The organism is Vibrio sp. DNB22_10_4, assembly GCF_052879755.1.
The window spans coordinates 556,977-569,808 of the sequence record NZ_JBNNXW010000002.1 but is presented as its reverse complement, the minus strand read 5'-3'; the positions used below and the strand labels follow the sequence as shown (position 1 = coordinate 569,808).

Annotated in this window: 9 protein-coding genes; all 9 read right to left on the bottom strand. The window is 49.5% G+C overall.

Going from position 1 to position 12,832, the window contains the following annotated elements:
• Positions 1 to 77: 77 nt before the first annotated feature.
• Positions 78 to 1,490 carry a phosphoglucomutase/phosphomannomutase family protein gene (locus ACVA6Q_RS10600; RefSeq protein ID WP_446647455.1) on the bottom strand — a complete coding sequence of 471 codons (1,413 nt, stop codon included), beginning with the start codon at positions 1,488 to 1,490 and terminating at the stop codon, positions 78 to 80.
• An 80-nt stretch (positions 1,491 to 1,570) separates the two neighbouring features.
• The gene (locus ACVA6Q_RS10595) at positions 1,571 to 3,976 is read right to left on the bottom strand and encodes a GH36-type glycosyl hydrolase domain-containing protein (protein WP_446647454.1); all 2,406 of its coding nucleotides are present in this window, start codon (positions 3,974 to 3,976) and stop codon (positions 1,571 to 1,573) included.
• A gap of 40 nt (positions 3,977 to 4,016) precedes the next feature.
• Entirely contained in the window at positions 4,017 to 5,972 is a 1,956-nt protein-coding gene (locus ACVA6Q_RS10590) for a beta-N-acetylhexosaminidase (protein ID WP_446647453.1), read from the bottom strand.
• 9 nt (positions 5,973 to 5,981) lie between these two features.
• Positions 5,982 to 6,860, bottom strand: coding sequence for a BadF/BadG/BcrA/BcrD ATPase family protein (locus tag ACVA6Q_RS10585; RefSeq protein ID WP_446647452.1), 879 nt, complete (start codon positions 6,858 to 6,860; stop codon positions 5,982 to 5,984).
• Between the two features lie 11 nt (positions 6,861 to 6,871).
• Positions 6,872 to 8,578: a glycoside hydrolase family 9 protein gene (locus tag ACVA6Q_RS10580; RefSeq protein ID WP_446647502.1), complete on the bottom strand. Its 1,707-nt coding sequence runs from the start codon at positions 8,576 to 8,578 to the stop codon at positions 6,872 to 6,874.
• Between the two features lie 60 nt (positions 8,579 to 8,638).
• Positions 8,639 to 9,631, bottom strand: a complete 993-nt coding sequence (locus ACVA6Q_RS10575; protein WP_446647451.1) for an ABC transporter ATP-binding protein — start codon at positions 9,629 to 9,631, stop codon at positions 8,639 to 8,641.
• 51 nt (positions 9,632 to 9,682) lie between these two features.
• Positions 9,683 to 10,672 carry an ABC transporter ATP-binding protein gene (locus ACVA6Q_RS10570; RefSeq protein WP_446647450.1) on the bottom strand — a complete coding sequence of 330 codons (990 nt, stop codon included), beginning with the start codon at positions 10,670 to 10,672 and terminating at the stop codon, positions 9,683 to 9,685.
• Positions 10,673 to 10,674: 2 nt separating this feature from the next.
• Entirely contained in the window at positions 10,675 to 11,700 is a 1,026-nt protein-coding gene (locus ACVA6Q_RS10565) for an ABC transporter permease (RefSeq protein ID WP_353497115.1), read from the bottom strand.
• 2 nt (positions 11,701 to 11,702) lie between these two features.
• Positions 11,703 to 12,689: an ABC transporter permease gene (locus tag ACVA6Q_RS10560; protein WP_446647449.1), complete on the bottom strand. Its 987-nt coding sequence runs from the start codon at positions 12,687 to 12,689 to the stop codon at positions 11,703 to 11,705.
• Positions 12,690 to 12,832: the final 143 nt, after the last annotated feature.

The following is a 12,832-nucleotide window of genomic DNA, read 5'->3' as shown; positions in this document are numbered from 1 at the left end:
ATAGGGAGCTTTTTGCTAATGGGCGGTCAAGAAGGTGACTCGAGACCGCTTAGGGCAAAAAGAAAAGGAAACAGTGACTACAAAGACAAAAAGTCTTTCATCTGTTGAAGAACATATTCCGCTTGTTCCTTGTCTTCCATTTCACAGAAGATGCGCAGTAGTGGCTCGGTTCCGGAGAAGCGAGCAATTACCCAGCCGCCATTTTTAAAATACACTTTGGCGCCATCTGCATAACTGACTTTTTCAACGTCGTACTCAAACTCAGGGAGCAGTTTTTCGACATAGAGTTTGTGGTATAAGCTGTCTCTTTGTGATGGTTTAAAGGTGCAATCGCCTTCGGCGGTATAGGCGTAGCCATACTTGCCGTAGATCTCTGATAGCAGTTCCGAGAGCGTCTTCTGAGTAACACTGAGCATTTCGACCAGCAGGCTAGAGGCGAATACGCCATCCTTACCTTTGATGTGGCCGCGAATGGTTAAACCACCTGAACTCTCTCCGCCAATCAGTGAGTCGTCGGCTTCCATTTGGCTACTGATGTGCTTAAAGCCTACGGGAACCTCAAAGCTCTTTTCACCGTAGTCGGCTGCAACTTTATCCAGTAGGTGCGTGGTAGCGATATTGCGAACCACCGAGCCTTTCCAGCCTTTGTACTCAAGTAGGTAGTAGTAGAGCAGTAGTAAGACTTCATTAGGGTGAATGAAATTACCTTGCTCATCAATGATGCCAAGACGGTCAGCATCGCCATCGGTACCAATACCGATATCGTAGCCCTCTGCCGCCACTAGATGCTTAAGACGATATAGGGTTGCCGCACTTGGTGAAGGCATTAAGCCACCAAAGTCTGGGTTTTTGCCATCGTTGATGACGTCCACATCACAGCGTCCGTTGATAAGTACCGTTTGCAGTGCGTTTTTCGCCACCCCAAACATCGGGTCGATGAGCACTTTAAGATTGGCTTGTTTGATGGCATCGATATCGATAAGGTCGATGATCGAATCAACAAACTCGTTCATTGGGTTAATAACGGTGATAGCGCCGCGCTCGACGCACAGCTCGAAATCGCCAGAAATGACTTCTTGATGAGTCAGGGTAGCTATTTGTGCTTCGATTTTCTCGGTGATCACCTCATCAGCGTCACGACCACCTTCAATAAACACCTTGATGCCGTTGTAATCTGCCGGGTTATGAGACGCGGTGATGCACGCAGAATACGCACAGCCCATGCTTTTCGCCTTGTACATAACAATCGGGGTAGGTACGAACTTATCGATAAAGCTCACTGGGATACTGTTGGCAGCCAATACTTCTGCAAACCAACATCCCGCTTTGTCGGATAAAAAACGGCGGTCATAGCCAATCACGAACCCGCGATCGGCAACATTTTCAGCTTTAATAATGTTGGCGAGCGCCTGAGCGACGAGCTTCACGTTGTCCTTAGTGAACTCTTCGCCAATAAAGGCGCGCCAGCCGCCTGTTCCAAATTTGATCATCTCTCTCTCCTAAGAGGTTATCTGCTCATGCAGTGTGACCAATGATGAGCTCACACAAGAGCTCATCATTGCCGAGCGAATTAGCCCAATACCACATGAACTTGGTTCACGCTGCCTTCCGCTTGCGGTGGAATAGCACCCTCAATCGCTTCGCCGTTTAGGGTGATAGATTTCACGCCTTTGCTGACGTTGTTTGGGTTGTCGACTTTGATTTGATACGTCGCACCGCGCCATTGGCGAGTCACTTCAAATCCCGGCCACTCTGTTGGAATACATGGGTCAACCACGAGGCCATCAAAGCTCAGTCTCACACCGAGAATGTAGTTGGTCGCGGCGAAGTAAGCCCAGCCCGAGGTTCCCGTTAGCCAAGGGTGGTTAGCACGGCCATGGTCTTGGTGGTCACGACCCATGATGAACTGCACATATGAGTATGGTTCTGTAATGCGCGTTTCGATCATGTCGTTTTGGTTATACGGGTTGAGCGCGTCATAGTACTTCATCGCTTGATCGCCGCGCCCCAGTTTCGCTTCAGCGACCCATGCCCATGGGTTTGGATGCGAGAAGATCGCGCCGTTTTCTTTTACGCCCTGATAAACACGAGTGACAAAGCCGATATCATCGTTTGGTGTCGCGAATGATGGCGCATTAAGGTGTAGGCCGTAGTCTGAGTAGAGGTACTCATCAACCGCATCCATGGCTTTCTTGCCGCGCTCATCGCTCACTGCGCCAGACACCACCGCCCAGGTGTTGGACTCAAGGTGAACCTTACCTTCGGTTTGTTTACTGGTACCGACCTTGTCGCCGTTTTTGGTGATACCGCGGATATACCAGCCACCGTCTTCATCCCAAAGATGCGTTTCACAGGCGTCTTGAACTTTTTGCGCCATTTGTTGGTAGTAGGCGACATCATCAAGCTCACCACGGTTGCGTGCGAGGTCAACAAAGTCTTGCAGTGCCCAGTAATGCAGGAACGCCACCATGGATGACTCACCGCCGCCTAGGTTTAGACAGTCATTCCAGTCCGCGCGCAGACCTTTGGCGATACCTGTGGCACCCACGTGCTCATCGGTAAAGTTAAGTGCCGCTTTCATGTGCTCGTAAACGGTCGCATTGCCGCCGTCAGCGTAAGGGATCACCTCATCAAAGAAGTCTGTTTCGCCTGTTTCCATCACGTAGCGACAAATCGTTGGTACTAACCATAAATGGTCATCGGAACAGGTATCGGCAATGCCGTGGATCTTATCTTCATCACTTGGGGTTGGAACAACCGTTGGTGATTTAGAGGGCTCTACATCGGCTTTTTCAGGATCGAACCAATCTGGATCGAATAGGTGCAAACCATAACCCGCTTTCACCTGACCACGCAGTAGATCAACGATGCGTTTACGTGTCATTTCCGGTGCTGAGTGAGGGACAGCCATCGCATCTTGCGCGGTATCGCGATAACCCAAACCAGTACGACCGCCGACCTCAATGAAAGATGCAAAGCGTGACCAAACTACACAGGTTTCCGCTTGGTACAGCGTCCATGTGTTAAGCATGGCGTCCAGACCCTCGTTAGGCGACGTCACTTGGAACTTAGCACAGCGCTCATCCCAGTGTGCTTTAATCGCATCAAAGGCCGCATCGACTTCAGACAAGTCTTGGTACTTGGCACGCAGACGCTCGCCGTTGCCTTTACCAATACCCAGTACGTATGCGAAACGCACTTCTTCACCTGGGGCAATAGTAAATTGCTTATGCAAAGAGCCACAATGGTTGTAACAGGTTTGGGTATGGTTCGAGCATTGACCTTTTTCAACGGCAATCGGGTTTGATTCATCGCGGTACAAGCCAAGGAAGTTATCACGCTGACCATCGTAGCTGTCCGGAGTGAACGTAGACGCTAGGTAGTAGTAACCTTCAAAGTCATTGGTGTTGTAAAACAGATCGTACTCAATCACGCCATCTTGGTAGCTGGTGCCCGCAGAATAGAGCGACATCTGATGGTTTTGGTTGTCTGAGGCAATGTGGCTAAATGAGAACTCAACAAATGAGAACGCGCTGATAGTGCGCGGCTTGTCACCCGTGTTGCGGATAACCACATCCCATACTTCCGCATCTTCACCTTTTGGCACGAATAGCGTTTTGGTAGCTTCGATGTCGGAGTATTGGCATTTGAACTTAGAGTAAGATAGGCCGTGACGCACTTCGTAATCGGCTTCATCTAGGCTTTTTGCCACAGGCTGCCAAGAGATTGACCAGTAGTCGCCCGTCTCATCATCACGTAGGTACACATAGTGTCCAGGACGGTCAAACGTCGCGTTAGGACGGAATTTCGTCACGCGATTGTATTCTGGGGAGTTGTAGAACGAGTAACCGCCCGCGTTGTGCGAAATGACGGTACAGAATTTTTCTGTCCCTAGGTAGTTAGTCCAAGGAGCAGGGGCATCGGGACGGGTGATAACATATTCTCGGTTCTCGTTATCGAAGTAGCCGTATTGCATGATGATATCCTTATTGGGGAAATTAAAACCGGTTGTTTTGTTATTGGCGTTGCGTTTGGTATTGCGCGCCTTGTAATCCTTGCCCTGTTGGCCAAGGGTGTTTGTATTTCACGCGCTGCCTGTCGAGTAAACTAAGATGGCGTTTAAGCCGTGACAGAAAGGCGCGATAATCTTTGTGGTTACTGGTACTCCACGCTGTTTCTGCTAATGCAGTGAGGCGCGGAAACATCATATAGTCGAGTGTGTCTGGTGAGGTGATCCGCTCTGTCCAGACTGCCGCTTGCATACCCAAAATGCGTTTCTTTACGGGGTCATCTGGATGCAGCTGAGCCAGCGGCTCATAGTGATAGGCTTTCTCTAGCGTAATGGCGTTCGCGCTATGCACGCCGAGTTCGGTGATGTTGTCGTCTTGCGCCATGTCGAGATAGGTGCTTTGACCTGGCTGTAGAATGACGTCGTAGCCGAGCTTGGCGGAGTTAATCGCCGCTTCTTCGCTTAGCCAAGAGTAAACAATGGTGTCTTTACTGACTTTGTTGACTAGGTTGCCTTCTTCCCAACCCAACATACGCTTGCCGAGTGATTTCAGCTTATCTTCAACATGACGCAGTAGATGGCCTTGGAGATCTTTTGGATTGTGATAACCATGCTCTGCCATCAATGTATGGCAGCTTGGACTGTCACTCCATACTCCAACCGGAACTTGGTCGGCGCCAATATGAATGAAAGGTGAAGGAAACAGAGCCGCCACTTCTTCAAATACAGTATCAAGAAACTGATAGGTGCCTGGTAAGCCGGGAGAAAGCACGTTATCGCAGTAGTTCTGGGCACTGCGATAGCTAGAGCTGTCTTCTTTGTCGACAAGCAGATGTGGCAACGATTTGATCGCGGCACGGCTGTGACCCGGGACGTCAATTTCAGGTATGACTTGGATGTTGCGCGCTGCGGCGTACTCAATAATCTCAGCCACCTCTTGCTGGGTATAGTAACCACCATAGTCGCGCTGGATACTGTGCAGTTGAGGCTCTAAAACGCGCTCAGCACCGCGCCACGCACCCACATCAGTTAGTTCAGGAAAGGCGTGAATTTCTAGGCGCCACGCTTCATCGTCGGTAAGGTGCCAATGAAAGGTATTGATTTTGTAGTGAGCAAGAAGATTTAAAAGACGCTTGATTTCACTGACTGGCTGAAAGCTGCGAGCACTGTCGAGCATGACGCCGCGATAGCGAAAACGCGGAGCATCGTGAATTGAAACGTGAGGAACATACAAGGTGTGACGGTCTTTATCGAAGTCCATCAATTGCATCAGTGTTGCGCAGCCATAGACAAAACCGGCGTTGCCATTGGATTCAATTTCAATTCCGGTGTGATCAACACGCAGTTTATAGGCTTCATTATCCAGCACTGGTGAGTGTCGAAAACGAATATCTTGCTGACCGATGGACTTGGTCGTTATCGCGAACAAACGATCGATCTCATCTTTTAGCCAATTGGCGACCGATTGCATCGCTTGATCTTCGACGCAGATCTGGCTGTAACGCGTTAGCTCATACACGCTGTCGCCAAGTTCGATGGATTGTGGCTCTGGGATCAGAGCGTGTCTGCCTTCAAAGACATCGCCAATTGGATTAGATTTGTCTTCTCCTGAACCAAGTACAATAGGGGATGTGGTCACCGGATACTGGGTTAAGCTATCAGTATTGAGGTAGGCCTCTTGAATGCCATCATTGAGTGATTTTAAAGGTGCTGTGGCAATACAAAATTCTACGTATACATGGTTGTTAGCGTATAGAGGCGTCCCTTCAATGTTGAGGCTACAGAAGGTGCCGACCTGCGTAAGGTTGCCTTGAGATAAGCTGTCTGGCGTAATAAAACGCTCGAAAACAAAATGCAGCTGCCAATTGGTATGGCTTTTCTCAGACAAGTTATGCAAGGTTAAACCAAAGCGGCAGCCTTTTGGCAAGCGTTCTACAATGGCTAAATCGACACGAAAATCCATATCCGCCCCTTACTCGTACAGGTTGTGTTTCTCAGTGCCAGCCATCATCAAGGCACCATCCATCGCATCTCCTTGTGGAGCGACGATCCAGCGCTGTGCGGCAGGCGATAACCAATCGAAGATGCGTTCAGCGATGCTGCCCATCAGGCAGATCTTGTCAGCACCGCGCTGGTTTAGTGCGCAAAGGAACATTTCAATATCGTCTGCGGTCTGTTGTAGCAGCGATTTGGCTAAGCTGTCGTTGAGGTAGGCGTATTCAAAAATTGCCGGTGAAAACTGCCCGTAATCGCGCGGTAGTGCGCTCTTAGACCACTCAACAATTGCATCAATATCGTGGTTGAAATGGGTCATAACAATCTCAGCGAGAGGGGAAGGCGGCTTGATGCCATCTTGAATGAGTAGCACTTGCTGAATCAGTCTTAGTCCCATTACTGCGCCGCCGCCCTGGTCGGAAATTGGGAATTCTCGGCCACCAACGACATGCTGCGTATTACCTTGAATGCAAAGGCCAACAGAGCCGGTGCCAGCAATCATAATTGCGCCATCTTCGCCTTGGTGGGCACCTAAACAAGCGCCATAGCCATCAGTATTGAGCGTGACACTGGCAAACGGGTGTGTGGTATTCATAAAGGTGTGGTAACTGGCTTTGTGTTCGGCACCGGCAAGCGCAAGGCCAACGTCCATTTGTGAAAACGATGACGCGTCTAAGCCGCCTTGCGTTGCTGCTTGCTCGATGGAATCGATGATAGATTGCATCGCCAGTTCTGCGCCTAGCATGATGTTGGCACTGCCGCTTTTGGCTTCGCCAACGAGTTGGTTATTGTCATCGATAATTCGAGCGCGGCAGGAGGTTCCCCCACCGTCGATACCTACTTTATACCGAGCCATGATGATTCCCTTTATTTTTTATAGTGTTGTTGCCACAGCGCTAGAGCCAGCAGAAGCCAGCCTGCGTGAGGGATCCATTGCTCTCCCCAGCGCCAGTTCTGTAGCATGTCGTCTTTGTGTTTTTCGGGTTTGAAGGCGATATCGGATTCATCTTCAAATCCAGATGTGATGCCATTACACACCCCTCCTAAGGCGTTAAAAAAGCCAATCTCAGGTAGGTAATCTGGATTGTTATGACCATGCCCATCGAGCATGCACATGTCGTATGGGTTAGCGCCGAGGACCCAGTTGATACAGTCATTGGCGTAGTGTTCGAGCTGAGCTTTAAGCTCATCATTAACAAGATGTGGCTGAGCTAGTAGCGCCATGGATGCAAGGGAAGCGATGCGAGCATTTTCACCTTGCCACCAGTAACCAGATTCGTTGTTGTGGGGGACGAAAAATGCATTGTGTTTGTCTCCGTCTACCGCTTTTACATACTGTCTTGGATAACCAAATGGGTTGTAAACATCATCAGTGATGGACACTTCAAACTGGCAGGCTTGAGTCAGCAGTGATTGAACTTGCAATGCACGCTGGCGATCTGGCTCGATGGCGAGATATTCGGTCAGTGCTATCACGGGTAGCCCCGCCTCGGCGGCGTGGAAATAAGGGCGGCTACCATCTGAGTTCGCTGACCAGTAGAAGCTGTGCTGCTGGTCACTTTGAGCGCGTTGATTTAGTGCCTCTACCCAGTCGCGAACTTCGCTCAAGTATTGCTGCTCGCCGCTGGCTTGGAATAGGGCGATGCTGGCCATGAGTGCGCAGTATTCGTCGATAATGTTAGCTGTTTGGTCGTTCAAATAACGGTTGTTGTGCTCTTTGAGGTGCCAGTAGCCTTTTTTTGCTGCTTCCAAATAATCGTGTGATTGTTCGCGAGTCAGGCTCGCGACCTGACTGGTTTTCGCGAGCGCTGCGATGCTCATGCCGCCGCCTTGACGAAAGCCTGCCTCATAGTCATTTCTCTTATGACCAAGCTGTGTTTCGTAGGCACAGATTTCTCGCTGCGCGGTATCTTTGCTCCACTTATCAAATACGGTCATGTAGAAGAAGCCACTAGGGTGCTGCATGCGTTTAAGGAACTCTGCGCCATGCAACGCTTCTTCAAGTAGTCGTGAGGTGACGAAATTAGGTTCTGCTTCTTTGCCTATCAAGTCGTGGGCTTTGAGCATATTCCAAACCACCATAGGAATTTGCTGGGGGTTTAGGTAGTTGGCATAGGACAGGTGACTTAAGTACTTGCTCACATCACCAGACGCGTCATACCAGCCGCCGTGCACATCAACGCGTTGTGAGCTCCCCACAATGGGAGCGCTCTTGTCTGCGATATCAAATTCACCGCCACAGCGCTGCGATTTGAAGTAGTGAATAATGTCGGAGAAACTGCGGTTGTGGAGCGAGGTGTCGCCCACTTCAAACGTCTGTGATTTGATGTTTTGGTAACGTAAATAGTAGCGGCCTTGCTCTGTCCACTGACTAAAGTCGATGGTGAAGAAAACACCCATGTGCCAATTATCCACTTTGGAACCACCGATAGGATTAAGCTCAAGCACAATCTCATCACTTTGCGCATCGATTAAGAATGCGCTTGCGACTTCGTGTTGAGCGAGTGATGCCATCAAAATGGCACGCTTCTCGCTGTTCGCATGGTAGCCAATGTGGTTGGTCAGCAGCTGCATGTTTTCTTCCATTACTTCTCTCTCGGTATGGATGGGCTCCCAAAACGGGAGCCAAAAAGTTTAGTTTTCGTATAAATAACAACGGACAAAGTGGTTGTCAGACAGTTTAGTGACACCAGGCAGTGCTTCACGACATTTGCTGGTAGCGTGTGTACAGCGACCTGCGAATGGGCAGCCGACAGATTCTGGCGTCCAAAGCGGGATCTCACCTTTGTTACCAGCCAGTTTTTCATGAATAGACTTCGCTGGATCAGGTACCGCTGAAACCAAAAGCTGGGTATACGGGTGTTGTGGGTTAGCAATGACCTCATCGGTATCGCCCCATTCCACCATATGGCCGACGTACATCACCGAAATGTCTTCTGCGATGTAGCGAGCGGTTGCAATGTCGTGGGTGATGTAGAGCAGCGACATTTGCTTCTCAAACTTCATCTCCTCCATCAGATTGAGAACACCGGCACGAATCGATACGTCGAGCATCGATGTTGGCTCATCTGCTAGCACGACTTCCGCACCTACAGCGATGTTGCGGGCTAGGTTAACGCGCTGTCTCTGACCGCCAGAGAGTTGGTGCGGGTATTTCGCTGCGGTCTCTTTTGGCGGGATCAAGCCCACTTGTTCTAAAAGACTGTATACACGCTCTTCGAGTTCTTTTTTGTTGCCTTTGCTGACTTTGTTGTGGATCAGCAGCGGACGCGCGATGTGGTGGAAAATGGTATGGGTTGGGTTTAGCGAGCCAAACGGGTCTTGCCAAACCATTTGCACGCCTTCACGGTATTGCATCAGATCGCGGTTTGATTTGATCTCTTGAATGTCACGGCCGCGATATTTGATTTCGCCGCCGCTTGGAGCATACATCTTAGCGATCATCTTAGCGGTCGTTGATTTACCCGAGCCCGACTCACCAACCACGGCAAGGCCGCGGCTCTTGTACATTTTGAACGAGACATCGTTAATGGCTCGCATCATAGGTTGAGATAGGGCATTACTGTTGATAGGGAAGTCCTTAACAACATTGTTGCCTTCTATCAGTAGTTCACCAAAGTTGCTCATAATGGTTCTCCAGAAATCCTTGTTAGTACTTACTTATTTCGCTGGTGGTCGTTATGACAACTCTTGCGCAACGGCAATAGGTTCACCGTACAAGTGGCAGTTAGAAAAACGGTTGTGCTCGATTTGACGCAGCTTAGTGGGTACTCGCGTACACGCTTCGTGGACACGTTCGCAGCGAGCTTGGAATCGGCACCCTTGTGGTATTTCCAGAAGGTTCAGTGGGTTACCTGGAATACCCGCCAGCTTGGTTTTTGGGCCCGTCAAAGGTGGGAATGAGCTACCCAGACCTTTGGTGTAAGGGTGGTATGGTGACTCAAGGATCTGTTTTGACGGTGCCACTTCGATCAGCTCACCGGAATACATGATGCCAATGCGATCGGAGAACTCGACCATCAAAGAGATGTCGTGGGTTATGAACAAGATAGAGAAACCAAACTCTTCTTTCAGTGCGTAGATCTTTTGTAAGATCTCGCGCTGCACGACCACGTCGAGTGCTGTGGTTGGCTCATCCATGATGATCATCTTTGGATTCAGCGCTAAAGCAATCGCGATAACCAATCTCTGGCGCATACCACCAGAGAATTGGTGTGGGTAGTCGTTCAAACGACTTGGGTGAATATCGACGATTTCTAACAGACCTTGTGCGCGTTTTACCGCTTGCTGACGAGTTAAGTTAGTGTGACGCATAATCACATCGCAGAATTGCTCTTCCATGGTGAGTACTGGGTTTAGTGCGTTCATCGCACTTTGGAACACCATCGACATTTCACTCCAGCGGAACGACTGCATGCGTTCGTCACTGTATTGAAGAATGTCTTCACCATTGAACAGTACCTGACCACCGCTGATGTATGCAGGCGGCTTATGTAGGCGCATTAATGAGAAAGCAACGGTGGATTTACCACAGCCCGACTCACCAGCTAGGCCAAATACTTCGCCCTTGCCGATATCAAAGCTGACGTTGTTACAGGCACGGACATCGCCGGCATCAGTAATATAGTCAACACAAAGGTTACGGATTGAAATTAGTGGGTCTGACATGATTAACGATCTCCGCTCCATAGTGCATTTTGTGGCGCGACTTCAACCTCGCGTTCTTTTTTGTCTTGTGCTTGGATTTTCTTCCAGCGCTTCATGCCTTTGTGTGAACGAAGCTGAGGGTTAGCGATTTCGTCGACGGCAAAGTTAAGCAGTGCTAGGCCCGTTACCAAGAAGGTCAGTGCCAAACACGGTGCGATGACTTCCCACCAAGCGCCAATTAGCATTGCTGATGAGGTTTGCACGTTGTAGAGCATGATGCCCCAGCTGATAGTGTTTGGATCGCCCATACCTAGGAATGAGATAGTCGCTTCCATCAAGATGGCGTACATCACCGAACCGATGAAGCTCGCACCAACGATAGAGATAAGGTTTGGTAGTAGCTCTACAAAGATGATGCGAAGACGTGACTCACCCAGTACTTCAGCGGCTTTTACAAACTCTTTTTCACGTAATGAAAGGGTTTGTGCTCGGATAACCCTCGCGCCCCAGGCCCATGACATACAGCCAATCACCAGAGCGATGGTCAGGGGCCCTGCTTCACCAATGAAGGCTGCCACAACGAAGAGGAGTGGGAATGGCGGAATGACCAACATGATGTTCATCGCTGCGGTAAGTACTTCATCCACTCGGCCGCCAAAGTAACCCGCAGAGATGCCGATAACCGTTGCTAGAAAACACACCGTAAGACCTGCACCAAAGCCAACCATTAATGAAACACGTGCGCCATAAGCGACTTGTGACCAAACATCACGACCCATACGGGTTGTGCCCAGTGTGTGGTCGGCTTTTTTCGACATCAGTAGAGTGCGGCGATCATCGGCGAGATTGGTGGCAACCCAACCGTCAGGGTTAGACTGAGCCATTTTCACGATGACACTTGGGTACTCATGAGAATTACCAGTACGTTTATCTGGGGCATGTTTGGTAATCAGCGGTGCTGCAACCGCCACAAAGACGAACAAACCAATGATTGAGAGTCCAAGTCTGGCCGTTCCATTGCGCCATACTAGCTGTAAGAAACCTTTCATGGTTATTTGCCTCCCTTACGTAGACGAGGATCAAGCACGACATAAAGCATGTCTGCCGCTAAGTTAAAGAAGAGCATAAACAGAGTCATAATGAGTAGCTGCCCCTGAAGTACTTGGTAATCACGTGCGTGAATTGCGTTGAGTAGCACTGAGCCAAGGCCTGGGTAGTTAAAGATGATTTCGATAATCAATTGACCACCGATAGCCACGCCAAGAGACATAGAAAGCGCCGTGACACTTGGCAGTAGTGCGTTACGAGCGGCGTAGTTAAAGACCACGCGGTTTTCGCTCAGGCCTTTGCCTTTGGCCATGGTGATGTAGTCTTCGTTGAGCAGGTTAATCATGTTGTTACGCATGTTTACTAAGAAGCCGCCGATTTGAATCACGGTTGCACAGATAAGCGGTAGTACTGCGTGATACAACACATCTTTGATGAACTCCCAACTTGTCCAGTCAGGGATCTGGCCTGCAGTGTAGGCGTAGCCTGTTGGGAACCACTTTAGGCCAATCGCGAAGATGAACATGGCCATCATTGCGATAACCACTTGCGGCATCGCTTGAATAATCAGCATACCTGGAGTGATGAACGTATCGAACTTAGAACCACGTTTCCAAGCGGCGAAGATGCCAAGTACCGAACCAATAGAGAAAGAAAGAATAACCGCGGTACCGGCCAAGAATAGTGACCAGCCAAACGCGCTGCCTAGTAGGCTGTTTACGGATAGTGGGAAGTACTTAATAGACGTACCGAGCTCCCAGCTAAGAATATTCTTCATGTAGTGAAGATATTGAACGAAGTAGTTACCATCGACAAAACCAAGCAGCTCTTTCATGGCTGCAATACGCTCTGGGGTAACCTGTACTGTTGCGTTAGCGAACATCATCGTGACCGGATCGCCCGGCATTGCACGAGGAATAATAAAGTTGATGGTGGCTGCTACAATAAGTGCCACTAAATAAAAGGACAAACGTCTTAAAAAATAACCCATAACTCACACCTTAATTACCCAGCTTTTTCCTTGTGGCTGGTAGCCTCATCTCAAAATTTGAAACGAGTAACCCCCTGACGACGAGCGCCACGTATCTATAAATCACGTTTGGGGGAGGAAAGCGGTACGGACGTACCGCTTTT